Origin of the sequence: Aurantimicrobium sp. MWH-Uga1, from assembly GCF_003325955.1 — a bacterium.
Classification (GTDB): domain Bacteria; phylum Actinomycetota; class Actinomycetes; order Actinomycetales; family Microbacteriaceae; genus Aurantimicrobium.
On sequence record NZ_CP030929.1, the window covers coordinates 36384 to 60996 of the forward strand.

General features: G+C 54.3%; 28 protein-coding genes. 21 read left to right on the forward strand and 7 right to left on the reverse strand.

The genetic code is table 11. The features are described from left to right. Positions 1–29 precede the first annotated feature (29 nt). The 10 genes from AURUGA1_RS00205 to AURUGA1_RS00250 all read left to right on the forward strand — a co-directional run bounded on the left by AURUGA1_RS00205 (position 30) and on the right by AURUGA1_RS00250 (position 7353). A complete protein-coding gene (locus tag AURUGA1_RS00205) occupies positions 30–1022 on the forward strand; it encodes a metal ABC transporter substrate-binding protein (protein ID WP_114128364.1) in 993 nt (330 codons plus the stop codon). Next, on the forward strand, positions 1019–1795 hold the full coding sequence (locus AURUGA1_RS00210) for a metal ABC transporter ATP-binding protein (protein WP_162784008.1): 777 nt from the start codon (positions 1019–1021) through the stop codon (positions 1793–1795). Before AURUGA1_RS00205 ends, AURUGA1_RS00210 begins: the two co-directional genes overlap by 4 nt. A 2-nt stretch (positions 1796–1797) precedes the next feature. Continuing rightward, positions 1798–2652: a metal ABC transporter permease gene (locus tag AURUGA1_RS00215; protein ID WP_114128366.1), complete on the forward strand. Its 855-nt coding sequence runs from the start codon at positions 1798–1800 to the stop codon at positions 2650–2652. Beyond that, positions 2649–3458 carry a metal ABC transporter permease gene (locus tag AURUGA1_RS00220; RefSeq protein ID WP_114128367.1) on the forward strand — a complete coding sequence of 270 codons (810 nt, stop codon included), beginning with the start codon at positions 2649–2651 and terminating at the stop codon, positions 3456–3458. Before AURUGA1_RS00215 ends, AURUGA1_RS00220 begins: the two co-directional genes overlap by 4 nt. After that, complete coding sequence (locus AURUGA1_RS00225) at positions 3455–3835, forward strand: Fur family transcriptional regulator (protein WP_114128368.1); 381 nt, start codon at positions 3455–3457, stop codon at positions 3833–3835. Before AURUGA1_RS00220 ends, AURUGA1_RS00225 begins: the two co-directional genes overlap by 4 nt. Before the next feature lie 218 nt (positions 3836–4053). Then, the gene (rpmB, locus tag AURUGA1_RS00230; protein WP_096382802.1) at positions 4054–4290 is read left to right on the forward strand and encodes a 50S ribosomal protein L28; all 237 of its coding nucleotides are present in this window, start codon (positions 4054–4056) and stop codon (positions 4288–4290) included. Continuing rightward, positions 4290–4457 (forward strand): 50S ribosomal protein L33, encoded by a 168-nt coding sequence (gene rpmG, locus AURUGA1_RS00235; protein ID WP_114128369.1) that lies wholly within the window; start codon positions 4290–4292, stop codon positions 4455–4457. The genes rpmB and rpmG overlap by 1 nt, the downstream gene beginning before the upstream one ends. After that, entirely contained in the window at positions 4458–4763 is a 306-nt protein-coding gene (gene rpsN / locus AURUGA1_RS00240; protein WP_114128370.1) for a 30S ribosomal protein S14, read from the forward strand. 247 nt (positions 4764–5010) lie between these two features. Further along, positions 5011–5289 (forward strand): HU family DNA-binding protein, encoded by a 279-nt coding sequence (locus tag AURUGA1_RS00245; protein WP_114128371.1) that lies wholly within the window; start codon positions 5011–5013, stop codon positions 5287–5289. A gap of 90 nt (positions 5290–5379) precedes the next feature. Next, positions 5380–7353, forward strand: coding sequence for a cytochrome c oxidase assembly protein (locus AURUGA1_RS00250; protein ID WP_205214647.1), 1974 nt, complete (start codon positions 5380–5382; stop codon positions 7351–7353). Here AURUGA1_RS00250 and AURUGA1_RS00255 read toward each other — a convergent pair. Then, positions 7350–8342 carry a hypothetical protein gene (locus AURUGA1_RS00255; RefSeq protein ID WP_162784009.1) on the reverse strand — a complete coding sequence of 331 codons (993 nt, stop codon included), beginning with the start codon at positions 8340–8342 and terminating at the stop codon, positions 7350–7352. The genes AURUGA1_RS00250 and AURUGA1_RS00255 overlap by 4 nt on opposite strands. A 73-nt stretch (positions 8343–8415) precedes the next feature. On the opposite strand from AURUGA1_RS00255, the gene AURUGA1_RS00260 reads away from it, so the two are divergent. Both AURUGA1_RS00260 and AURUGA1_RS00265 read left to right on the forward strand, forming a co-directional pair. After that, positions 8416–9711 (forward strand): ATP-dependent RecD-like DNA helicase, encoded by a 1296-nt coding sequence (locus AURUGA1_RS00260; protein WP_114128373.1) that lies wholly within the window; start codon positions 8416–8418, stop codon positions 9709–9711. A 2-nt stretch (positions 9712–9713) separates the two neighbouring features. Further along, the gene (locus AURUGA1_RS00265) at positions 9714–10136 is read left to right on the forward strand and encodes a thiol-disulfide oxidoreductase DCC family protein (RefSeq protein WP_114128374.1); all 423 of its coding nucleotides are present in this window, start codon (positions 9714–9716) and stop codon (positions 10134–10136) included. A 9-nt stretch (positions 10137–10145) separates the two neighbouring features. Here the strand turns inward: AURUGA1_RS00265 and purB are convergent, their stop codons facing one another. Beyond that, positions 10146–11525, reverse strand: a complete 1380-nt coding sequence (purB, locus tag AURUGA1_RS00270) for an adenylosuccinate lyase (protein ID WP_114128375.1) — start codon at positions 11523–11525, stop codon at positions 10146–10148. A 116-nt stretch (positions 11526–11641) separates the two neighbouring features. On the opposite strand from purB, the gene AURUGA1_RS00275 reads away from it, so the two are divergent. Beyond that, the gene (locus tag AURUGA1_RS00275) at positions 11642–11872 is read left to right on the forward strand and encodes a hypothetical protein (protein ID WP_162784010.1); all 231 of its coding nucleotides are present in this window, start codon (positions 11642–11644) and stop codon (positions 11870–11872) included. 290 nt (positions 11873–12162) lie between these two features. After that, positions 12163–13206 (forward strand): alpha/beta hydrolase, encoded by a 1044-nt coding sequence (locus AURUGA1_RS00280; protein ID WP_162784011.1) that lies wholly within the window; start codon positions 12163–12165, stop codon positions 13204–13206. A 6-nt stretch (positions 13207–13212) separates the two neighbouring features. On the opposite strand, the gene AURUGA1_RS00285 is transcribed toward AURUGA1_RS00280, so the two are convergent. Next, a complete protein-coding gene (locus AURUGA1_RS00285) occupies positions 13213–13611 on the reverse strand; it encodes a phage holin family protein (RefSeq protein WP_114128378.1) in 399 nt (132 codons plus the stop codon). Positions 13612–13720: 109 nt separating this feature from the next. Between AURUGA1_RS00285 and AURUGA1_RS00290 the strand changes: the two genes are divergently transcribed. The 3 genes from AURUGA1_RS00290 to AURUGA1_RS00300 are packed head-to-tail and all read left to right on the forward strand — an operon-like array spanning position 13721 to position 17245. Continuing rightward, positions 13721–14857: a thiamine pyrophosphate-dependent dehydrogenase E1 component subunit alpha gene (locus AURUGA1_RS00290; RefSeq protein WP_114128379.1), complete on the forward strand. Its 1137-nt coding sequence runs from the start codon at positions 13721–13723 to the stop codon at positions 14855–14857. Further along, entirely contained in the window at positions 14857–15837 is a 981-nt protein-coding gene (locus tag AURUGA1_RS00295) for an alpha-ketoacid dehydrogenase subunit beta (RefSeq protein WP_114128380.1), read from the forward strand. The genes AURUGA1_RS00290 and AURUGA1_RS00295 overlap by 1 nt, the downstream gene beginning before the upstream one ends. A 10-nt stretch (positions 15838–15847) precedes the next feature. Continuing rightward, positions 15848–17245, forward strand: coding sequence for a dihydrolipoamide acetyltransferase family protein (locus AURUGA1_RS00300; protein ID WP_114128381.1), 1398 nt, complete (start codon positions 15848–15850; stop codon positions 17243–17245). Here AURUGA1_RS00300 and AURUGA1_RS00305 read toward each other — a convergent pair. From AURUGA1_RS00305 to AURUGA1_RS00315, 3 genes are read right to left on the reverse strand one after another with little or no spacing between them, the layout of a single operon-like run. Next, positions 17242–17877 carry a LysE family translocator gene (locus AURUGA1_RS00305; protein WP_114128382.1) on the reverse strand — a complete coding sequence of 212 codons (636 nt, stop codon included), beginning with the start codon at positions 17875–17877 and terminating at the stop codon, positions 17242–17244. The two genes, AURUGA1_RS00300 and AURUGA1_RS00305, sit on opposite strands and share 4 nt — an antisense overlap. A 9-nt stretch (positions 17878–17886) precedes the next feature. After that, positions 17887–19470: an NAD(P)/FAD-dependent oxidoreductase gene (locus tag AURUGA1_RS00310; protein WP_114128383.1), complete on the reverse strand. Its 1584-nt coding sequence runs from the start codon at positions 19468–19470 to the stop codon at positions 17887–17889. A gap of 33 nt (positions 19471–19503) precedes the next feature. Continuing rightward, positions 19504–19935 (reverse strand): Lrp/AsnC family transcriptional regulator, encoded by a 432-nt coding sequence (locus AURUGA1_RS00315; RefSeq protein ID WP_114128384.1) that lies wholly within the window; start codon positions 19933–19935, stop codon positions 19504–19506. A 24-nt stretch (positions 19936–19959) separates the two neighbouring features. On the opposite strand from AURUGA1_RS00315, the gene AURUGA1_RS00320 reads away from it, so the two are divergent. Genes AURUGA1_RS00320 through AURUGA1_RS00335 form a run of 4 tightly spaced genes read left to right on the forward strand, consistent with a single transcriptional unit; the run spans position 19960 to position 24283 of the window. Next, positions 19960–21243, forward strand: a complete 1284-nt coding sequence (locus AURUGA1_RS00320) for a MurT ligase domain-containing protein (protein WP_205214648.1) — start codon at positions 19960–19962, stop codon at positions 21241–21243. Continuing rightward, positions 21240–21959 carry a type 1 glutamine amidotransferase gene (locus AURUGA1_RS00325; protein ID WP_114128385.1) on the forward strand — a complete coding sequence of 240 codons (720 nt, stop codon included), beginning with the start codon at positions 21240–21242 and terminating at the stop codon, positions 21957–21959. The genes AURUGA1_RS00320 and AURUGA1_RS00325 overlap by 4 nt, the downstream gene beginning before the upstream one ends. Positions 21960–21968: 9 nt before the next feature. Further along, a complete protein-coding gene (locus AURUGA1_RS00330) occupies positions 21969–23438 on the forward strand; it encodes a peptide MFS transporter (RefSeq protein WP_114128386.1) in 1470 nt (489 codons plus the stop codon). Further along, a complete protein-coding gene (locus AURUGA1_RS00335; RefSeq protein WP_114128387.1) occupies positions 23438–24283 on the forward strand; it encodes an alpha/beta fold hydrolase in 846 nt (281 codons plus the stop codon). Before AURUGA1_RS00330 ends, AURUGA1_RS00335 begins: the two co-directional genes overlap by 1 nt. On the opposite strand, the gene AURUGA1_RS00340 is transcribed toward AURUGA1_RS00335, so the two are convergent. Continuing rightward, on the reverse strand, positions 24280–24606 hold the full coding sequence (locus tag AURUGA1_RS00340) for a GNAT family N-acetyltransferase (RefSeq protein WP_114128388.1): 327 nt from the start codon (positions 24604–24606) through the stop codon (positions 24280–24282). The genes AURUGA1_RS00335 and AURUGA1_RS00340 overlap by 4 nt on opposite strands. Positions 24607–24613 lie beyond the last annotated feature (7 nt).

A 24613-nucleotide genomic window follows, 5' to 3' on the forward strand; every position in this document is an offset into this window, starting at 1 on the left:
TCATTCTCAATAAGACTTAGTTTGTTTACATGAAAAAAGCTGCTACCCTCATTGCCCTCGCACTTGGCGCACTCTCTCTGAGCGCATGCAGTGCTCCCACAGAGAACACTGAAGGGCTGAGCATTGTTGCAACAACAACCCAGGTCACTGAATTCACCAGCACCATAGTTGGCTCTGAAGGAACTGTCACCGGACTGATTCAGCCCAATCAGAGTGCTCACTCTTTTGACCCATCGGCTAAACAACTGTTGCAGCTATCTCAAGCTGATGCTGTTGTCATGAACGGCGCAGACCTTGAGCCTTGGCTGCAAGACGCCCTGGATGCAGCTAACTTCTCGGGCGAGATCATCGATGCCTCGACCGGAATTGAACTGTTGGCTGCTGGTGAATCTGAAGAAGACCACGCGGGGCATGCTGAAGATGAGCACAACCACGGTGAGGGAGATCCGCATGTGTGGACATCGCCCGCCAACGCGGAAGTGATGGTCTCCAACATCGCAGCAGGACTTTCTGCCCTTCCTGAGGTAACAGACCAGATGAAGGCATCTTTTGAGGCGAATGCCACTTCCTATAACCAACAACTCACAATCTTGGATGAATGGATTGTGGCGAACTTTGCACAAGTTCCCGAGACACAACGACTCCTGGTTACCAATCACGACGCCTTTACTTACTTTGTTCATGCTTACGGCATCACTTTCCTGGGGTCGATCATCCCGAGCTTCGACGACAATGCTGAGCCAAGCGCTGCAGAATTAGATGCGCTTATCGCTCTCATTGAGGAGTCCGGCGCATCGGCAGTCTTTTCCGAAAGCTCTATCTCACCCAAGCTGGCAGAAACCATTGCCACTGAAGCAGGGGTAAAGGTGTATTCAGGTGATGATGCACTCTATTCAGATTCACTAGGTGTTGCTGGCTCTGCAGGGGAAACCTACATCAAAGCCACCATCCATAACGTGACCAAGCTGATGGAAGCATGGGGATACCTCGTGCTTCCCGTTCCCGCGGAGCTCACCTCATGAGCCCACGGACTCGGCCGATTCCCATCGTGACCAATGATGCTCTCACCATCACTGGAGGTTCCTTCAGTTATGGCACAACTCCAGCGCTAACAGATGTCACAATCTCGGTTAAGCCCGGTGAAGCCATGGCGTTAATTGGACCTAATGGTTCAGGAAAGTCAACGTTGCTCAAAGGGGTATTGGGGCTGATTCCACTTGTGGAAGGGTCAATGGGCTTGGGAAAAACCGAAGGCATTGGATACCTGCCTCAGACAGAACACATCGATCCTGAGTTCCCCGTCACCCTCAAGCAAGTGGTCATGATGGGGCGTTATCGCAAGCTAGGACTGTTTCGATTTCCCTCAAGTTCTGACCGTGCAGCGGTTCGCAAAGCCATCGCCAGCGTGGGGTTGACCAATGTAGCGAACAAGCGTTTTGGTTCACTTTCTGGCGGACAGCAACAACGTGGATTCCTCGCTCGGGCCCTAGCGTCAGAGCCCGGGCTTCTGCTGTTGGACGAACCATTCAATGGTTTAGATCAGCCCAACCGTGATGCGTTGACGCAGACCATTCGGGAACTCAAGAAAGCGGGTGTGGCCATCATCGTGACCACTCACGATTTGGACTTAGCTCGTGAAGTTTGTGACACCGTACTTTTTGTCAACGGACGTCAGGTTGCATTCGGTCCCAAAGAAGAAGTACTCACCCTGGCCAACCTGCAAGAAGTCTTCTCCGACTTCCAGGTTGAAATTGATGAGCACACTGTGGTCGTTCCTGGACACGAAGGTCACTAACAGTGAACCTCCTCGACTCCTTCACCACCGCATTCACCCTGCCCTTTATGGGCAGGGCTTTGTTGGTGCTCATGGTGTTGAGTATTGCCGCAGGCGTCATTGGTGTCTTTATCAACTTGCGCGGACTGGAATTCCTCAGTGACGGACTGACACATGCTGTGTTTCCTGGCCTAGCCGCCGGCTTCGTCTTCGCCGGTCAAGGTGGAGTCATCATCGGGGCACTCGTTGCAGCAGCTGCCGCAACGATTGTGCTCACCCTGATGAGCAACAATCGAGTGACTTCAGATGCCACCACTGCCATCGTGCTCACCGCCATGTTTAGCCTGGGAGTCATTATTGTCTCCGCATCTCCTGGTCGTGCAGGCGGGTTAGAACAGTTGCTCTTTGGCCATCTGCTCACCGTCACCGATACAGAAGCAGTCACGACCGCTGCTGTCGCAGCGGTTGCATTGCTACTTGTAGTTCTCACTTTTCGTAGGCAGGTGTTTCGTGCCTTTGATCCTGAGGGCAGTGCTGCTGCCGGCTATCGCCGGGTCAGCACTGAGCTGGTACTGAATGTTGCCATTGCGCTAGTGATAGTTGCGGCGTCCAATGCTGTGGGGAACCTTCTCGTCCTTGCTGTGTTAATTGTTCCCGGGGCACTGTCACGATTGGTCTCGAGCAGACTCGGCGGCATCTTCGCTGCCGCCATCGGTTCAGCTTTGCTTGCCTCCTGGTTAGGTCTTTCCATCGGATTCAATATTTCAGTCGTTGGTGGCGTTGATGTTCCCGCTGGAGCAACCGTTGCACTGAGCTTTGTTGCGCTGTATGCCATCGCCTTGGTTGCTCGAGTACTGCGAAGGGGTGTCAACGCATGAGTTACTTCGAGCGTGCCCTTGTCGTCATTGTCCTCATTGGTGCACTTGCAGGACTTGCTGGAGTCTTGGTTGTGTTGCGCAAGCGTGTGCTCTTTGCTCAAGCACTCACTCACGCAACATTCCCCGGTGCCGTCATCGCCACCATTCTGGGAGCAAGCTTGCAGGTGGGTGCACTGATTGCCTGCATCACTCTGGCTGTGATCTTGACATTTCTCAGTCGCATTCGCGGGCAAGGAACTCAGGCAGCATCTGGCGTGATGCTAACTGCCGGCTTTGCTGCGGGAGTTCTCCTTCAAGCGCTGAATCCCAGCATCCCCATCCAGATTGATTCCTTCCTTTTCGGTTCGATCCTTTCTGCAACATGGCTTGATGGAATCGTTGCGGCAGCAGCACTTGTGGCAGTGATTGCTGCGTTGTTGATTTGGGGGAAACAGATTCTTTTCTTCCTCTTTGATTCTGAAAGCTATGCCGCAACAGGAGCAAAGCCATGGTTGATGGATGCTGCCTTACTCCTCATCACCACAGTTACGGTCGTTGCTGCAATTCCCGCCGCTGGAGCAATCTTGGCTATTGCCCTGATTGCTGCGCCGGCTGCAGCCGCGCGATATTTCACCGACAAAATTGTGGTGATGTTGTGGCTTTCGCCCACACTCGGTGTGTGTGCCGGAGTCAGTGGCCTGCTTATTTCACGATGGGTTGGAGTCAGTGCAGGTGCAAGCATTGCTCTGGTGTCGGCCGCCATATTCTTCATCGCATGGGGAACATTCACCATGCGCCGCCCTGCAGTTTTGGGAGTAACCACATGAAGCGCAATACCTGGCAACGGGAAGCAGTGAGAACCGCACTGAATGAGCGCGGAGATTTCATCAGTGCTCAGAGACTTTACACAGAGCTCAAGTCAGAGGGCTCGCCCATTGGTTTGGCCACGGTCTATCGCGCTCTGACAGATCTTGTCTCGACAGACGAGGCAGATGCCCTCCAGTCTCCCGATGGAGAGAACCTCTATCGTGCATGCTCCAGTGATGGACATCACCACCATCTGATTTGCCGCCAGTGCGGTCACACCGAAGAAATCGAAGCTGAAGCCGTGGAATCCTGGGCTGCCCAAGTTGCCACAGAGCACGGATTTACTCAACCTCGTCACGTTGTGGATGTTTTTGGACTTTGCCAAAAGTGTTCCTAGAGCATCCGGTGTGACCAACTTCGGCTTAGTCTCGCGGAAGTTGAGCTCAGTGAGTTTGCATAAACAACCAGCCTCAACGTAGACTTGATCCTTGGCTGCGCGGAATTCCTCGCGTATGCAGTGCACGTTCTCTCTCCCTTCGTGAGTCGGGGGTGTTCGTGTGCAGACAAGGAATCTTGGGCAAGACAATCTCGTCTTGCGGTATTAGGAGGATAGACATGGCTGCGACCTGTCAGGTGACCGGAGCCGTACCCGGCTTTGGGCACAACATTTCACACTCGCACCGACGCACCAAGCGTCGTTTCGATCCCAACATTCAGAAGAAGACGTATTACGTACCCTCTCTTCGTCGCAATGTCACGCTGACTCTGTCGGCTAAGGGAATCAAGGTTATTGACGCACGTGGCATCGAGTCCGTGGTCAAGGACCTTCTCGCTCGTGGGGAGAAGATCTAATGGCTAAGCAACAGGACGTACGTCCCATCATCAAGCTGCGCTCGACCGCGGGAACTGGTTACACCTACGTAACCCGCAAGAACCGCCGCAACACCCCCGACCGTCTTGTACTCAAGAAGTACGACCCCGTAGTGCGTCAGCACGTTGAATTCCGTGAGGAGCGCTAAATGGCTAAGAAAAGCAAGATTGCTCGTAACGAGCAGCGCAAGGTAGTAGTAGAGCGTTACGCTGCAAAGCGTCTCGAACTCAAGAAGGCTCTGGTTGACCCCAACGGTACCCCTGAGTCCCGTGAAGCAGCTCGTCTCGGCCTGCAGAAGCTTCCTCGCAACGCTTCTCCAGTTCGTCTGCGTAGCCGCGACGCTATCGATGGCCGTCCCCGTGGTGTTCTCACCAAGTTCGGTATCTCTCGTGTGCGTTTCCGCGAAATGGCTCACCGTGGCGAATTGCCCGGTATCACCAAGTCAAGCTGGTAATCCACACGCATTAACTCTGCTGGCCTCGAACGACGTAAAGTTCGAGGCCAGCACTGTTTAAGCCCGATTTAAACCTTCAACCATCACTTCAGGTGTTCTCGTGCCACGCCGGTGCGAATTCCGCGTAAACACGCGGAAGTGCTGATACTTTTTCGAATGGTCAGACAGACCAAACGAGACGGCCCTTGTGGCTCAACCGTTCCAAACAAAGCGCTACTTCGGTAGCTCAAAGTCCAGGAGGACACAAATGGCTCTCAACAAGTCTGAGGTTGTCGCAGCAGTTGCCGCTCACACCAACCTTTCACAGGCAAACGTCAACGGCGTTATCGACGCTCTCTTCGCAGTTGTTGCTGCTGAAGTTGCTAAGGGTGGAAAGGTAACCATCCCTGGCTTCATCTCCTTCGAGCGCACCAACCGTGCAGCTCGCACCGGTCGTAACCCTCAGACCGGCGCAACCATCCAGATCGCAGCTTCCAAGTCTGTCAAGGTCTCGGCTGGTAGCAAGCTCAAGGCTGCTGTCAAGTAGTCACGAGTTTCACTCGCTTAGGTGGGTGTGGGCCTTCGGTCCACACCCACTCTGCATTTAACCTTCAGTAAAAATCTCTAGGCTTGACTTGTGTCTAGATTGTTCAAGATTGCTGCACCAGCACTCGCGTTGCTGGTTGCCTTCGTTGCACTCTTGATTGCTTTAGCTATTGGCGGAGGTTCGCGTACACAGGCTTTGGGTGACCCTGGTGATGTTGTTCGAATCGGGTTGCCGATTGCCAAACTGGTGGTCAATCTTTCAGCTGCTACGCTCATCGGTTCGCTTGCCCTCGCACTGTGGGCTTTCGCCTCGCGGGAGAAGGCCTACTTTCGCAGTATCGATATCGCTGCTGCTGCAGCACTGGTTTTGACGCTGGCTTCAGCTGCGACATCATTCCTGACGTTCCTCAACGTCAGCGCTATGCCCTTCTCACTCGATGACAAGTTCGGAAATCAACTCGGGTTCTTCCTCACCGAAATTGCCTTGGGCCAAGCCTGGTTAATCACGACAATCGTGGCTGCGTTCGTGGCCGTGCTGTGTATTGCGGTGACAAACCAGACCGCTCTGTTCTTTGTCGGTCTGGCAGCGGTGGGAACCTTGGTTCCCATGGCGCTGCAAGGTCACGCAGCTGGTGTCTCAGGCCACGCGATGGCCATTACCTCTATGGGTCTCCACCTCGTCTTTGTCTCGGTCTGGCTCGGCGGTGTGGTCACACTCGTATTGCTGCGAGGAATCATTGAGCCTGATCGACTCCAGATCATCGTTTCACGCTTCTCCACGCTGGCCATCATCGCCTTTATTGTTGTAGCCGTCTCTGGTGTGGCCAACGCAATGTTGCGCGTGGGAACACTCGAGAACCTTTTTGGAACCGCCTATGGACAGCTTGTGCTGGCCAAGGTTGCCGCCATGACTGCCTTGGGAGTGTTCGGTTTCTGGCAACGCGGTTTCTTGGTCAAACGCATGACCGGTGCCGCTGTACAAAAAATGTTTTGGTGGTTTATCGCCATCGAACTCGTTGTGATGGGTATTGCCTCCGGAATAGCGGCCGGATTGGCACGAACCCCAACACCTGTTGATCAGGTATTGAACCCCAACCCCACACCCGCAGAGATTCTGACGGGAGAGCCTCTGCCACCCGAGTTCACCTTCATGCGGCTTTTTACTGAATGGCGCATAGACCTCATCTGGATGTTGGTGTGTGGATTCGGTATCTTCTTCTATCTGGTTGGGGTCTACCGCCTGCACAAGCGTGGAGACAAGTGGCCCTGGTACAGGGCTGTGTTGTGGGTATCAGGTTTGCTCCTGCTGTTCTACATCACCAGTGGTGGTATCAACGCCTACGAGATGTACCTCTTCTCTGCCCACATGGGTGCACACATGGCATTGGGAATGATGGTTCCCATCTTGCTAGTTCCAGGTGCTCCGGTCACACTGGCCATGCGTGCTATTGACAAGCGGCAAGACGATTCCAGGGGTGGCCGTGAATGGATTCTCAAAGCTGTGCACTCTGGTTATGCCAACGTCATTTCGAATCCAATTTTTGCCACTGTGAACTTTGTCGGCTCGTTGTGGTTGTTCTACTACACCCCAATCTTCCGTTGGGCCACCAGTGACCATATCGGCCACGAGTGGATGATTGTTCACTTCTTACTCGCTGGATATTTGTTTGTTCAGTCCCTGATTGGTATTGACCCCGTCAAATCGCGGTTGCCTTATCCATTCCGACTGATTCAACTTCTTGCCGCGATGACCGTGCATGCTTTCTTTGGTTTGGGCGTCATGTCGAGCGAGAGTTTGATGTTGGCTGACTGGTATGGCGCCATGGGTCGAACTTGGGGCTCAACACCGCTCGAAGACCAGCAAGCTGGTGGCGCTATTGCCTGGAGCGTCGGTGAAATCCCCAACATGATTCTTTCGCTCATCCTCGGTTACCAGTGGTTCCGCTCGGATGCCAAAGAAGCTAAACGTAAAGACCGGCAAGCAGATCGCACCGACGATGCAGAGCTCAAGGCCTACAACGAGATGCTCGCCCGCCAAGCACAGCGGGATGCACAGCAGATCTAGGTTAACACGATGGCAAGATTGCCATCGCTTCGAATAGTGATGCTGATGTTGATGACCGCATCCACAGTTTGATCTAGCGGGGTTATGGATCCGTCATACAGGGACTGCACTTCACCAGTGATGCGCATCTTTCCCACGGCATTGCTAACTTGCCAGGTCGTTTCACCAGGCTGGACATCAATGTCGGGATATTCCACAACCTCCCAGGTTGGCTTGCCCACAATGCGATTACCTGTTTGATATCCAAAAGGACAACCGGTGGGTTGCAGCACTCGCTGCTTGACGCACTCATCGAGATAGTCGTTGACTTCCTTTTGAACGCGCTTCTTGAAAGCTGTGTTTGCCTGAACATCGACAACAACTTCTGCAGTATCTCCCGGGCTAGCCACATCAACCACAACTTTTTTGGCAGTCAACCAGGTCGAAGTGTGGTCAAAGACGTAGTTCCCGGGAGCAAACAGGACAAAGGTTCCTGTTCCACCCCATACCGTTGCGTCCTTGCCAGAAGGTGTCGAACGCAGATCAATCTGTCCCGAATCCCCCACACTAAAGGCAGCATCATGCCAAACAGAGACTTTGGCTCTCGCCAGTGGAGGCTCAGCAAAAGCCCACGACTCGAACACACCGAAGGTGTTCCCCAACTTAGTGAGCACGAAAGTTGCGGAAGCTTTTTGGCCCCCGAGAGTGTAGCTCGCGCTGACAGTGGTCTTCTCGTCATTGCCCTTCACCTCAGTGATGGTGATGTCACTGAGGTGGCCTAGGGCTGAGCCGCGCAACAAGGTCTTATCGACGTCTTCGGGAAGAGAATCTGCAACACCGGGCATGGAAAGCGCCGAGGCAGCATCATGACGTGCAAGGGCGGAGAGGTATTGGTTCACAAAACCCGAAGCGCTAAAGAGTGCGTTGTTAATTCCCACACCTATCAAGAATGTGAGGATGAGCAAGAGGGCAGTGGCGCCACCTAAAATCACGCCTTGGCGTTTGCTCAATTTCACTTCTTCATCCTACAAACCACGGCTGGGGGCCACCTCTCGCCGAGGCAGCGGCGAGTAAACTTGGGGAGTGAACACCGTCTCCTTATCACCGCAACAGCAGGAGGTGTTTAAGCTCATCGAGGAAACTCGAGAGCATGTGTTCATCACGGGGCGTGCAGGAACAGGCAAGTCCACTTTGCTGAATCATTTGGCATACACAACAGAGAAAACTATTGCGGTGTGTGCCCCCACAGGGGTGGCCGCTCTGAATGTCGGCGGCCAAACAATTCATTCCCTTTTTCGCCTGCCCACAGGATTGATTGGTTCTTTGGATCTGAACCATGGTCCGGACCAACGCAAGATTTTGAACGCCATCGACACACTGGTGATCGATGAAGTGTCGATGGTCAACGCAGACATCATGGATGCAATAGATCGCGCCCTGCGCGAAGCGCGCCATCGTAAGAAGGAAAGCTTCGGTGGCGTGCAGGTCATCATGTTTGGTGACCCCTATCAACTTTCTCCCGTTCCACCGCGCACCCCCGAAGAGAAGGAATACCTTCAAGCCAGGTATGCATCAAACTGGTTCTTTGACGCGGCAGTGTGGCAAGACACCCCGCTGCGGATTATTGAACTCACCGAGATTCACCGTCAGCGTGACGATGCGTTCAAAGAAATGTTGAACGCTGTTCGTCACGGAACGGTGACACCCTCTTTGGGCGCCGCACTCAATGCCGCAGGAAACAGGCCTGTTCCAGAGGGCGAAGACATCATTATTCTTGCCACTACCAATGCTCGCGTGAATGCTATCAACGCAGAACAGTTAGCCAAGTTGCCAGGGAAAAAGAAAGTAGCTGCTGCAGATATCAGTGGTGATTTTGCTGCAAACGCATTTCCGGCCGATGAGGATTTGGAACTCAAGCTGGGCGCTCAGGTGATGTTCTTACAAAACGACAGTGAGGGTCGCTGGGTCAATGGCACAGTCGGCACCGTCACCAAAATCACGGACACGGTTTTTGTCTCCGTTGCCGGAGTGGAACACGAGGTTCATCCGGTGACCTGGGAGAGATACAAATACTCCTACAAGCAGAGCACTGATGAGCTCAGCCGTGATGTGGTTGCAGAGTTCACGCAGTTCCCACTGCGGCTCGCCTGGGCGGTCACCATCCACAAGGCACAGGGTCAAACCTATGACCGGGCACTGATCGATATGGGTTCCCGGGCTTTTGCTCCGGGGCAAACCTATGTTGCGCTTAGCCGCATCACCTCACTTGAGGGCCTTTACCTCTCACGGCCTTTGCGCCCTTCTGATGTCATCGTTGATCCTGACGTTGAACGCTTTATGGGACGGGTCGAGTCTCTCGGCCAACCACTTGAGGGATAGCGATGATTGTCCTCATCGATGGTGACTGCGCACTGTGTGTGGGACTGATTGAGTGGTTGGGAAAACGAATCCCTACCGACAAACTCACGCCAAGTAACATCAGCATTGTTCCCGGCGAATCTGACTGGGGTGCCGAGCTACTTCGAGAAGCACAAGTTAGAGATTTTGACTCGGTTGTCGTGATCAGGGATGGCCTGGTTCTCCAAGAAAGCAACGCTGTTCTCGCACTTGCAGACGTGTTGCCTCGGCGTTGGCAGGTGCTAACGACGATAGCCAAAATCGTTCCCCGTCCTTTGCGCGATGCACTCTATCGATGGGTAGCGAGGAATAGGATCTCCTGGTTTGGGCGCAAGGAGATGTGTGTGCTCGAGTCTCCAATTGCCGTCGTGACCTATGGCCCACGAGGGAAACTCAATCGGCCCTGAAGCCGGCAATTAGTTCAGGCGATCAACCAGTGCGGAGGCCAAGCCAACGTATCCGGCGGGAGTGAGTTCCAGCAGGCGAGCCTTCGCTTCGTCACCAATCTCGAGCTCGGAAACAAAAGCAATCAGGTCGTCACGACCAATGCGCTTACCGCGAGTGAGTTCCTTGAGCAGGGCATACGGATCAGAAATGGTGGAGCGACCTGCAGCGACCTCAGCGCGAATGACGGTCTGGATAGCTTCGCCCAGGATTTCCCAGTTGGTGTCCAAGTCATAGGCAAGGGCTTCTGAATCCAGGTCGATTTCACTCAAACCTCGGCGAATGTTGTCCAAAGCTAACAGGGAGTGACCAAAGCCCACACCCACGTTGCGCTGCGTGGTGGAGTCGGTCAGGTCACGCTGCAGGCGGCTGGTCACCAAGGTGGCTGAGAGGGAGTCCAAGATTGCGCAGGAGAGCTCGAGGTTAGCTTCAGCGTTCTCGAAACGAATCGGGTTGATCTTGTGAGGCATGGTTGAGGAACCAGTTGCGCCAGCCTGTGGAATCTGGCGGAAGTAGCCCATCGAGATGTAGGTCCAGATGTCTGTGGCGAGGTTGTGAACAATACGGTTTGCGTGAGAGATCCGTGTGTACAGCTCTGCTTGCCAGTCGTGAGATTCAATTTGCGTGGTCAGCGGGTTCCACGTCAGACCCAAAGAGGTCACGAACTCTTCAGAAATCTGCGGCCAATGAGCAGCGGGGTCTGCAGCAAGATGTGCAGAGAATGTTCCTGTTGCTCCAGAGAACTTCCCCAGGTACTCGGATTGTTCTATTTGCTTCTGAATACGCTCAAGACGATAAACAAAAACTGCAAGCTCTTTACCCATCGTGGTGGGAGTAGCAGGCTGTCCGTGAGTCTTAGCCAGCATCGCTTCGTCGCGGTAGTCCACCGAGAGTTCACGCAAGCGCGCAATAACGGAGCTCAGCGCAGGCAGCCAAATGTTCTTCGTGGCGTCTCGCACGATGAGTGCGTAGGAAAGATTGTTAATGTCTTCGCTCGTGCAAGCAAAGTGGGTCAGCTCTGCAATGTGATCTAAACCGAGCTCAGTCAGCTTCGCGCGCACCAAATACTCGACAGCTTTCACGTCGTGACGAGTTGTAGCTTCGAGGCGAGCAAGCTCATCAATCTCTGGCTGGCCGAAGTCGGTCACCAGCGCGCGCAGGGCAGCAATGTTTGCTGCGCTGAGTGGACTGGTGCCAAACATGCTGTGGTTAGTGAGGTAAATCAACCACTCGACTTCCACCGTCACACGTGCACGGTTGAGACCTGCCTCCGAGAGGTATTCACCTAATGGGGAAACAACAGCGTGGTATCGACCATCGAGTGGGCTGAGTACCTGAGGAGGAAGCGTCATACCTCTATTCTCCCAAACATTTATGGCATCCCTTCACAGGCAGGGCAGGGCATTCCTTTCCACAGAAACACAGGAGCCTGATCTTGGCATTTCTGGACTGAAGCACAGTAGTGCCCGTGCACGATGACCTGTCCTCCTTCTCCTTGCCATTGCAAACCCGACTGATCTGGCATGACCTCGTAGCCACGATTGATGCCAGTATTCACACTCTTCGACATGGAGTTCCTGACCCACTGTGGTGGGGAAGTGCCAGAGTGTCCTATGACGCTCAAGTGGAAGAGATTATCTGTGAATTACTTCAGGCCAAGAGGGAAATTCTTCTCGCACTGGAGCATCCAGGATGTTGAGAACTTCTACCAGCACTGGGATAGACACTGTCGTCCTCGATGACCTCTCCGCCAGAGTGCATGCCCGCGCAGCAGAGCTTGAGCATGCCCTTTCCCGAGTCTTTCCCTCCTCATACACTTCAGCACCGCTTCGACTTTGTTTTGTTCTTTCGACTCAGTGCGCTCGCCGAGTGAGAAATCTCGCGATACAAGCTGCGGAAGGGTCGAGGCAGTATGCCCAGCGTGAGCTATATCTTCGGGGCGTCTCGGAACAAATCAGCTCCACCTTGATGTGGAATCTCGGCAGAGCAATGCCCACTCTGGTCGCAGCCTATGGCCCCGCCATCATTGGCGGCGTTGCCGTCGTGTTGGGGCTTTCTGCAGCGCGACGCATTGCACCTGGAAGTGCCTATGACGCATTTCTGACACAGTTCGAGAAGAGAGTGCCAGACCAAGGGCAAGTGTTGAGTTCTCCGTTAGTCGTGACGGCAACGGCGCATCTTGTTTCGGGAACTGATGATTTTGTGGCAGGAGTAGTGGGGCTGCCCAAACCATCTCGTGATGGCATCTTCTCCGGAGAAGATGCTGTAGCCACAGGAGTAATTGCGGGTTTAGGTCTGGTTGGTGCACGCACTCTGCAAGAGACTCCTGTTCGGGTCAGCGCGATCTCCCAATTCACTGCGTCAGCACCACAGGGATATCACGACGTTATTTCACGAATACCTCGTGCAGAAGATGGTGCAGAACAAATTCGCATCGAACACTACGAAACTGGCTATGTGGTGTATCTCGGCGGAACTATTGATGCCGGTGTTGAACCAGGCAATGAACCGTGGGATATGACGAGCAATATGCATTCGATAGCGGAGCTAGATTCGGGAAGCTATCGTGCCGCTGTGATGGCCATGAAGGAAGCTGGCATCACTGCAAGCGACAATGTCATTCTTGTCGGCCACTCTCAAGGTGGATTAATTGCAGCGCAGCTCGCAGCGTCAGGGGAGTATCGGGTCAGTGATGTGGTGACGGTGGGAGCTCCGCTTCATCACATCGTGGTTCCCGAAGACATCCATGTTGTGTCTGTAGAACACAGCGAAGACGTCATTCCATCCCTCAGTGGTGTGGCGGCACCCGTGGCGGTGGCCACACATCTCACCGTCAAACGGTCTCTGTATTCCGGTACGAGTGCTCCCAGGGATCAGGTTTTACCTGCTCACAACCTTTCTCGTTACATCGAGACAGGTGCGGTTATGGATCGCAGTAGTGACACCAAACTCGATGCACAACACCAACGCTTATCCAGGCAAATGCAGGGAACAGCAACGGTCACCACATTTCGTGGTGACCGTGTGCAGTGAAGATGTTTAGGCGTTCGCTGCCGGACGCAAAATCAGTCCGAGCAGCCAGCTGATAATCGAGAGCACCAGAGCTGCCCAGAAGCCTGCCCAGAAGCCCGCCACTTCAAGACCGTAACCAAATCCGAAGACCTGAGTTAGCCACGCAGCAAACATGAGCATCAGGCCGTTGACAACAAGAGCCATGAATCCCAAAGTCAAGATAAACAGGGGGAATGCCAAGAACCGCAGCACACGACCCACGGTTCCGTTGACAAGACCAAAAACGATGGCAACAAAAGCCAAAGTGAGAATGTGACCAATAGCTTGCTGATCGCGAGGAATAATCCAGAGGTTCTCAGGAAGCAATACGGTGGTCAACCAGAGCGCAATGGCGTTGATGACAACAGAAAGAGAAAAAGACTTCATGGTCTCATTCTCTCAGTTCCCAGATTTAGTTGGGTAGCTCCTAGGGTTTTGGCAAGAGATTGTAGAAGACCTACCAGTTTGAGCCCCTGAGACGGGATAGATTGGGTACATGGCCGATGAGACTTTAGATCCCATGGTGCAGTTCCTCACGCCCGAAGGTAACTTTGCTCCCAGCGAGAGCGCTGAAGAGTTTCTTCCCTACTTTCAGCGACTAACTGAGGCTGATCACCGCAAGTTCTACCGCGACATGGTTGTGATTCGTCGCTTCGACACCGAAGCAACCAACCTACAACGTCAAGGGCAGCTTGCACTCTGGGTTCCTAGCCACGGCCAAGAGGGGGCACAAGTTGGTTCTGCACACGCAACGAAAGACCAAGACCACATCTTCCCTGCCTACCGCGAGCATGCCATTGGGATGATTCGTGGCATAGATGTCTTAGACATCATCCGTGTTCTTCGCGGATTAACCCACGGCGGATGGGATCCCACCAACCCTGCCTACAAAAACTTCCACATCTATACCCTCGTGATTGGGTCTCAGGCACTTCATGCCACCGGGTATGGAATGGGCATCAACTTCGATGGCGCCACTAACACCGGAAACCCTGACACCGACCAGGCGGTTATTGTCTACTTCGGTGACGGGGCAACAAGCCAGGGAGATGTCAGCGAGGCCCTTGTCTTCGCAGCGAGCTACCAAACCCCTCAGGTGTTCTTTGTGCAAAATAATCACTGGGCTATCTCGGTCCCCGTCAGCACACAAGCACGTGTTCCGCTCTACAAGCGCGGTGAGGGATTCGGCATTCCCGGTGTTCAGGTGGACGGTAATGACGTCTTTGCTAGCTATGCGGTCACCGCCAAGCAACTCGATGATGCACGAAACGGAAAAGGCCCAAGCCTTATCGAGGCACACACCTACCGCATCGGCGCACACACCTCCAGCGATGATCCCACCAAGTACCGCACTGATGCGGAACTGGACTCCTGGATTGCCCGCGATCCCATCAGCCGCATGGAAGCATTCTTGCGCAACGCTGGTGCACCCCAGTCCTTCTTTGACGAAGTGCACAACGAGGCGGCAGACTTTGCCAGCGATATTCGCCGCCGCACCATTGAGCTTCCTAACCCGGAGCCTGCCAGCATGTTCAACCATGTTTACAGTGACCCACACCCGGTCACTGCAGAGCAGAGCGCGTGGCTGGCCGCCTATGAAGCATCCTTCGACGAGCAGGGAGGTGGTCACTAGTGGCTATAGAAAACCTTCCGCTTGGAAAGGCCATCAACCTGGGTCTGCGTCAGGCCATGCTCAATGACCCCAAAGTCATCATGATGGGTGAGGACATTGGAACTCTCGGTGGTGTCTTCCGAGTGACCGAAGGCCTCAAACAAGAATTCGGCGCCAACCGTGTGCTGGACACCCCGCTTGCAGAATCCGGAATCGTGGGCACAGCCATTGGTTTGGCTATGCGTGGCTACCGCCCCGTTGTTGAGATTCAGTTCAACGGTTTTGTCTACCCCGCATTCGATCAAATCACCAGCCAGCTTGCGAAACTCACCAACCGTCACGAGGGAGCCATGCAATTCCCGGTCGTGATTCGTATTCCCTACGGCGGTCACATTGGTGCAGTGGAGCACCACCAAGAAAGCAATGAAGCGTACTTCTTGCACACCGCTGGTTTGCGCGTGGTCAGCCCCAGCAATCCTCACGATGCCTATTGGATGATCCAAGAATCCATCCAGTCCAATGATCCAGTGATCTTCTTTGAGCCCATGAGTCGCTACTGGCCCAAGGCAGATGTCGACACCTCCGCATCGAACTTCCCGCTGCATGCATCACGAGTCGTGCGCCAAGGAACCGACGTGACTGTTGTCGGTCATGGAGCCATGGTCAGTGTTCTGCTGCAAGCAGCAGAAGTCGCTGCCCAAGAAGGCATGAGCTTGGAAGTAATTGACCTGCGTTCACTCTCACCGATTGATTACTCGCCCGTTTTGGAATCTGTTCGCAAGACCGGTCGTTGCGTGATTGCTCAGGAAGCTCCCGGCAATGTGAGCCTGGCTTCGGAGGTAGCCGCAACAATTACCGAGAAGGCCTTCTACTCTCTTGAAGCACCTGTGTTGCGTGTGACAGGATTCGACACCCCCTTCCCTCCAGCAAAGCTCGAGGCCATCTACCTACCCGACTCGGACCGCGTCCTTGACGCAGTCGACCGAGTGCTGAGTTACTAGGAGTGACCAGATGACGGTATCTAAGTTCTATCTTCCCGACGTTGGTGAAGGTCTCACTGAGGCAGAAATTGTTTCCTGGAAGGTCAAGCCTGGCGACTCGGTCGCCATCAACGACATCCTGGTTGAGATTGAGACGGCAAAGTCTCTCGTTGAGCTGCCCAGCCCCTATGAGGGTCAGGTCAGTGAACTTCTTGCCCAAGAGGGTGAAACTGTCGAGGTGGGAACTGCCATCATCACTATCTCTTCAGCTGGCGACTCTATGTTGACCGCCCCCACTCCTACCCTCGCTCAGGCAGCCATGGCGAACGAAGTGTTCGTCACCGCTGACAGCGAGATGGATGGCGCCAAGGACGCTAAAGACGAAGCCTCAGGAAGTGTTCTCGTTGGCTATGGCGTTGGCGGCCACGCCGCTACCCGTCGTCGTCGCGGCGGTAACGCTACAGCTCCCACCCCGCCTGCAGCACCTGCCGTAGTGACTTCGACCCCACAAGCAGTTGCTCCTACTCCCGTGGCTAAACGCCCAGCATCACTGCCTGTGACAGAAGCAGTGCCTGTCATTGCCAAGCCCCCTATTCGCAAGCTGGCTAAGGACTTAGACGTGAACCTCGCTGAAGTTCAGGCAACCGGTATCGCCGGAGAGATCACTCGTGATGACGTGATTCGCCACGCCTCACAAGCATCTGTTTTCCGCAACATTCAAACTCCTGAATGGCCTGAAGAGCGAGAAGAACGCATCCCCGTTAAGGGCGTGCGCAAGGCCATCGCGACGGCGATGGTGCAAAGCGCATTCACAGCCCCACACGTGTCTGTTTTCGTGGACGTTGATGCGACCCGCACCATGGAGTTCGTCAAGCGACTCAAGAACTCTCCTGACTTTGCTGGTGTGAAGGTGTCGCCACTGCTGATTCTGGCCAAGGCCATCATCTGGGCAGTGCGACGCAACCCCACCGTGAACTCCACCTGGACGGACAAAGAGATCATTGTTCATCGCTATGTGAACTTAGGTGTTGCCGCAGCAACACCTCGCGGTCTCATTGTTCCGAACGTCAAAGACTCTCAAGAGATGAGCCTGCTTGAGCTCGCTCAAGCTCTCGAGAAGCTCACTCTGGATGCTCGTGACGGAAAGACCTCGCCAGCTGACATGGCTGGTGGAACAATCACCGTGACCAACATCGGTGTGTTCGGCATGGACACCGGAACACCCATCTTGAACCCCGGTGAAGTGGGCATCTTGGCCCTCGGAACAATTAAGCAAAAGCCCTGGGTTGTCGACGGTGAGGTTCGTCCACGTTTCGTCACCACCTTGGGTGCTAGCTTTGACCACCGCGTCGTTGATGGTGATGTGGCAAGCCGCTTCTTGGCGGACGTGGCCAGCGTGGTTGAAGAGCCCGCGTTGCTGCTCGACTAGAGAGAGTCGAAGAAGGCCACCCAGATGGCCAAGCCGATAATCAGGATGCCACCGGTGCCTTGAACAATCGCCAAACGCTTGGGGTCTTTGGCAAACCAATCGCGAGCTAACCCCGCACCAATTGCATACATCGAGTCACTGAGCACCCCAATAACTTCGAAGATCAATCCGAGAATCAACAACTGCAACATCACGTTGCCCTGCTTCACGTCAACGAAGCCAGGCAGTACAGCGGTAAAGAACACCATGGTCTTGGGGTTACTTATTCCCACCAAGAATCCTTCACGCAGTGTTTTGAGTTTGGATTGCTGGGGGCCACTGGCATCAATATCGAAACCGTGGTCTTTGCGGTGACGGAAAGCTTGAATACCCAGGTAAGCAAGATAAGCCGCCCCTAGGTACTTGATGCCATAGAACAGAAACTCTGAACTGGCCACAATTGCGCCCAAGCCCAAAACCACTGCAATCAACCAAACTGAGGTGCCAATCGCATTACCGACAACCGTGAGAACACCGGCGCCCTTGCCCAGGGCAAGAGAGCGCCCGACCGCGAACATCACCGAGGGGCCGGGGATCAAAATGATCACCAGCGCCGCAATGGTGAACGCAATCAGGTTCTCAATAGGGGGCATGAGAAAAAACTAGCTACTTTCGAGAACAGCCATGGCGGCGTTGTGACCACCAATGCCGGACACAGCGCCACCACGACGGGCGCCAGAGCCACACAGCAGAACACCGGGGTACTCGGTTGCGACTCCCCAACGCTTGGCGGGAGTGGAGAGGTCGTCACCGTTTTCAACCCAGGGCCAGGAGAGCAGGCCGTGGAAAATGTTTCCGCCTGTCATGTTCAATGCGTCTTCCAAATCCAAGGTGGTCTTGGTTTCAACACACAACTCACCATTGGCATCACGCATGAGAACGTCTTCGATGGGCTCAGCGAGCACACTGTTGAGTGAGCGCAGCACTGCTTCTTGCAGCTGTGCTCGAACAGCATCATTGTTCTGACGGTTGACCAGAGAGTGTGGTGCGTGAATACCAAACACCGTCAGTGTCTGTGCGCCGGAAGAACGCAGCTCTGGCCCCAAGATGCTGGGATCACTGAGCGAGTGGCAATAAATTTCACACGGCATCGTTGACGGGATATTACCTGCAGCGGCTTCTTCGAAAGCTTTCTGCAACTGACCGTAAGTTTCGTTGATGTGAAAGGTTCCACCAAATGCCTGCTCGGGTGTGACGGTGGGATCGGCCAACTTGGGCAGTCGCTTGAGCAACAAATTAACTTTAACTTGAGCGCCCTCCGGGCGCTTCTCAGGTGCCAGTTCTTCGCCGAGCAACTGAGCAAGAACCCACGGAGAAACGTTAGCGAGAACCCAGGGAGTGCTGACTTCGTGTGCCCGACCATCTTTGGTGTAAAACACAGAACTGAGGTCACCCATTGATTGAGCTGGAGCAATAGCTGTTACTTCGGCTTCGGTAAGCAAGGATGCACCTGCCTCGCGTGCGGCGCGAGCAATTTCACCGGAGACGGCACCCATGCCACCTACGGGGACATCCCAGTCGCCGGTGGTGCCTCCAATCACGTGGTACAGGAAGCAGCGGTTTTGGTCCAGGCTCGCATCGTGGGGGTTGGAGAAGGTGCCGATAATGCCGTCGGTGTAGGCAACGCCACGGGCAACCTCACCCTGGATGTCGCGTTCAATGACCTCACCGAGAGGGCGCTCAATAAATTCATCCCACACAGCATCGTTTCCCAGAAGCTGCTTAGCTTCTGAGCGTGTGACGAGAGGCTCAGTCACTGTTGGCCATAGGGCCTTTGCTAGCTCGATGGTCTTGGCATAGAACTTCTCAAAGCCGGCAGCATCTTCTGTTTCCCCTATGCGCGAGAACGAGGATGCAGTTGCGGAAGCATCTTGGTTGTCGACAAGGAGACCGACTTCGGGGTTTCCAGGAACTGGAGTGTAGGACGAGTATCGACGGCGAATCAGTTTCACGTCTAACCCGAGGTCATCAATGATCTTCTGGGGCAAGAGGCTGACAAGGTAGCTGTAGCGGGACAGACGAGCATCAATGCCGTCAAAAGCTTCAGCTGAAATTGCAGCACCCCCAAGGTGGTCACTTCGCTCCAGCACAAGAACAGACCGTCCGGTCTTAGCTAAATAGGCGGCAGCGGTCAGGCCGTTGTGACCCCCGCCAACGATAACGACGTCGTAGGCTTCATTGCTCATTCCTCCAGCCTAGCGGGGACGTTTGGGAACAAACTATTCGCGATAAATGAGTCGTGACATCACGATAGAAGTTCTCGTGTGATCAACGTTAGGAGCGTTTCGCACTGCTTCCAAAGCATCCTCGAGGCTCGCAATATTGTGACTACGCATGTGCACAATCGCGTCGGCACTTCCGGAGACGGTCCCAGCATCAACAACATCTGGAACACCCTCGAGGAGTCGACGAAGCTCATCTGGAGCAACTGTGCCGCGGCAGAACAATTCCACATAGGCCTCGGTCTCCAGGCCCTCAACTGAGGGGTCCACGTGGATGGTAAATCCACGAATCACGCCGTCAGCCATCAAGCGATCGACACGACGTTTGACGGCTGAAGCAGACAGCCCAATCACGCTTCCGATGTCCCCATAGGCTGCTCGAGAGTTCTGACGCAGTTGATCAATGATGCGACGGTCCAAGTTGTCCATGAGATGAGCTTATAAAGTGGAGAGGTGAATACGCCCCTGCGAACCCGTCTGGCGATTTCTGCAGGAAAACTTGCAGCCGCCACATCGAGGCTTGCTGGCCGCGGTGAGGGAATGATTATTGGCGGCAAAGTTTCCCTCAAACTTTCTCCGCATGCTCTTGAACATCTTTCGCAGGGACGTGTTGCTGCTCTTGTTTCAGCAACAAATGGAAAGACCTCCACAACACGATTACTCGCCACCGCGCTGAGCCAAAGGGGACCGGTCGCTTCGCCCACCACTGGCGCGAATATGACAGAGGGTGCCGTATGGGCGCTGGCAACCGGTGCACCAGGAGCTCAGGCTGTGCTCGAAGTTGATGAAGCCTATCTGCCACGCATCGTGGCAGAGACACAACCGAAGGTTGTGCTCCTTGGTAACCTCAGCCGTGACCAGCTGGATCGCATGAGTGAAGTGGCCATGTTGGCACGCAAGTGGCGCAAGATGATTGAGCAGAACCCTGAGGTTCTGATCATCGCAAACGCGGATGATCCCATGATTGTTTTTGCAGCAGAAAAGGCCAAGAACATTGTGTGGGTTGCAGCGGGTCAGGCCTGGACAGCAGATTCTTCTGTCTGTCCCGAGTGTGGAACGTTGCTCACTCGTGACGAGAACTCATGGAACTGTTCAGGCTGTGGACGCAGGCGCCCAACACCCGACTGGGTTTTTGAGTGGACCGCCTCTGCGGGGACGCACCAAGCAACGGCGGTCTCACCGCAGGGCAAGAAATATGACCTATCCAAACTGAATTTGCCTGGACGCTTTAATGCGTCCAATGCAACGATGGCCTTAGCTGCCTGTAGTGAGTTGGGGGTTGACCTCGACAAAGCCGTCCAGCTCATGTCGGGCGTGGCTGCAGTATCAGGCCGCTATGCAATCGTGAAATCTGGTGCACTCAAAGTCCGCTTGTTATTGGCAAAGAACCCCGCTGGGTGGAGTGAACTTCTCGACATCATGCCCCCGGCACCAGCACCTGTGATCATCATGATTAATTCCAATCACGCCGACGGGCGTGATCCTTCCTGGTTGTGGGATGTGCCGTTTGAACGTTTAGCCGGGCGAACTGTTGTTGCGTCGGGTAATCGTCGACGTGATCTTGCTGTTCGACTTTTGCACGCCGGAGTTGATGCCCTGGTTGTGGAAGATCCTTTTGCCACGGATGCTGACCTGCCTGCCTCTGTTCGAGAGCTAGATGTCATTGATTGTGCAGCAACCTATACGGCCTTCCAAAAGATTCGTGTGGGCGCACTCGAAGGTGCGGTGGATGCATGAGCAAGACAGTAAAGATTGCTTCGATCTTTCCCACTTTGTTGGGAACCTATGGTGATGGTGGCAATGTGGCTGCACTCAAACACATTGCCGGCTTACATGAGATTGCTGTCGAGATTCTCGAAATTTCTCCCGGACAAACAGTTCCGCACGACGCGGACATCTATGTACTCGGTGGTGGTGAAGATACCGCGCAGTCCGCTGCCGCAGCTGCGCTGCACAGCAGCGGAGCGCTCGCCGAGGGTGTGAAGAACGGGGCTTCAATTTTTGCTATTTGCGCCGGATACCAAATCTTGGGCCACACTTTTCTCGATGCAGAAGGCAAACCCTCGCAGGGCTTAGGTCTGCTTGATGTCACCACGGATCGTTTAGAGAAGCGTGCTGTCGGAGAAATGATTGCCATCCCCAGTGAGTTCGCTCCAGTGGGACTTACCCAAGCCTTTACTGGGTACGAAAACCATGGCGGTCATACCCACTTGGGTTCTGATGTTCGCCCGCTGGCAACTGTCTCGCATGGTATCGGCAACGGCGATGGCACTGAAGGCGCCATCAATGGCAGAGTCATTGGCACCTATTTCCACGGACCCTGTTTAGTGCGCAATCCGCTCATGGCGGAGCAACTCTTGAGCTGGGCAGTTGATCGTCCACTGGAACACATCGTGGAGCCGGAAGTCGAAGCACTTCGCCAAGAACGATTCGATTTTGTCACCAAGACGTAGGATTGCCCAATGACCAGTGCTGCTCCAACAACCAAGCCTGAGAAATTATTCTTTGGCCAGCCCCGCCAACTCACCACGATCTTTGGCGTGGAAATGTGGGAGCGGTTCTCTTTCTACGGCATGCAGGGAATCCTGTTGTTGTACATGTTCTACCCTGCAGACAAGGGTGGTCTCGGTATCGACGTCAAGGTCGCTACCGGCATTGTGGGTGCTTATGGCGGTGGCGTGTATCTCGCCACCATTCTGGGCGCGTGGTTAGCTGACCGGCTTTTTGGCAGCGAACGTGTCCTGTTCTTTGCTGCGGTCATGGTCATGTTTGGCCACGTTGCGCTCGCGGTTTTGCCTGCTTACACCGGCCTGATTGTTGGTTTGATTCTGATTGCAATCGGTGCCGGTGGTGTGAAAGCAAACGCCACCAGCATTGTGGGGCAACTTTATGCACCTGGTGATGTTCGCAGAGATGCCGGTTTCTCTCTGTATTACCTAGGCATCAACCTGGGTGCATTTGTTGGCCCACTCGCCACCGGTTTCTTGCAGACCACCTACGGATTCCACTGGGGCTTCGGTCTTGCGGCAGTTGGTATGGCTGCCGGTTTGACCCAGTACTCGATTGGTCGCCGCAAGCTACCTGAACAAACGCGTCTTGTTCCTAATCCTCTTCCCGCAAACAAGAAGTGGGTTGTGGGAGCGTTGGCTCTGGCCGGCATTGCCCTCATAGCAATCTTGGTTCTCTCCGGAGTGATTACCAGTGGCAACCTCTCCACCGTGATCATTGTGGTGACGCTTGCCGCAGCTATTGCGTATTTCGTTGTCATTTTGGGTAGCAAGCTCATCACGACGGTGGAACGCAACCGGGTGCTGGCATTCATTCCGCTGTTTATTGCCTGTGCTGCGTTCTGGTCGCTGTATCAGCAGCAGTTCACTGTTGTGACGGTCTTTGCTAATGATCAGCTGAACCTGAGCATCTTTGGTTGGGACATGCCCGTCTCGTGGGTGCAGTCCATCAACCCCATTTTCATCCTTGCCCTCTCTGGTGTGTTCGCCGCACTGTGGACCAAATGGGGAACAAAGCAACCCAGTACCCCGGTCAAGATGGCTTTGGGAACAATCGTGATGGGTTTTGCTTTCTTGCTGTTCCTCACCATTTACAGCGCTGCACCACACACCGCACCACTGCTCGCTTTGGTTGCCATCTTGTTCGTGTTCACCATTGCTGAGCTTTTGATTTCTCCTGTGAGTCTCTCGGTGAGCACCAAGCTGGCACCGACTGCCTTCCGCACCCAGATGGTTGCCCTGTTGTTTCTTTCCAGCGCTTTGGGTACAGCAATGTCAGGTCAGCTCGCTGGTTTGTATGACGAGAAGCATCCAGAGATGAACTTTGATTACTTCGCCTACTCTGGCTTGGCAGCTATTGGTCTCGGTATTGTGCTCTTACTGATGCGCAAGTGGGTTCTCAAACTGATGGAAGGCGTTCGCTAATGAAAACCGCCGAATTCATTGATGCACAAGGTGTGACCATTGTCTATGACGTGTATTCGGTGAAGAACCCCCGAGCAGTTGTTCAAATCATGCACGGCCTCGGAGATCACGCAGGCCGCTATGCGCACGTCGCTGCCGCATTGAACTCGGCAGGGTTCTCGGTTTATGTCCCGGATCAGCGTGGACACGGTCGCACAGGTGTCAAGCAGTTTGGTGGAGATCTTTCCAAGCTAGGAAAGCTGGGTCCCGGCGGTTTCCGTGCCGCTGTTGCGGACTTCACTGAGATGACCAACATCATTCGTGCTGAGAACCCTGGGGTTCCCATCGTTTTGCTGGGCCACAGCATGGGGTCGCTCATGGGCCAAGTTCTGATCAATGATCACGCAGCAGACTATGCCGCGGTCGTTTTCTCGGGAAGTGCCTATCGCCAGCCAGGTTCCATGAATGCCGGCAAGCTCAATAAGCGCTTCGACACTCCAGGCTGCACCGGCCACGAGTGGCTCAGCCGTGACCCAGCTGTCTGGAAAGCATTCAAGGAAGACCCCTGGACCTTCGAAGCTGACACTCTCAAGCTCTATGGCGTTGCCGATGGCCTACGCCTGTTCGGCAAACCAGCTAAAGGTATGCCGCAGGTTCCACTGCTGCTCATTGTTGGTGAAGACGACACCTTGGGCGGTAAGCCCAGCAACATCAAACTTGCAGAAAGCTATATCGAGCGCGCTGGTCTAACCGATGTCACGTTGGGTGTTTATCCTGAAGCACGTCACGAAATTTTCAACGAAATCAACAAAGAAGAAGTCATTGACGACATGATCTCGTGGATTTCTGAACGGATTGCGTCCTAAACAATTCGGCAAGTGTTGCCGAGTTCCGCATCAATCCCGCCAGAACGGGCTGTGTCCACGTAGTTGGGGTGCAGATCCAGCCACTGGGTGACAAACCAGCACCCCGAGGTGACCTTCTTGGTCGTGGAGGCAATGATGTCGTCTATGGTGCGACGAACCAAGATGGCGCCCAAGCCTTCATTTCGATGAGCGGGGTCAATGAAGGTGCCTGTAATCATGATGTCGTTCTCACGAGAAAGGTAGTTGGCTACGCCAACTTCCTTCTCATCAACCAAGATGACATAGCGAGATTTGCTGGGCTGGTGAACGACTTCTGTGCTCATAGAACGA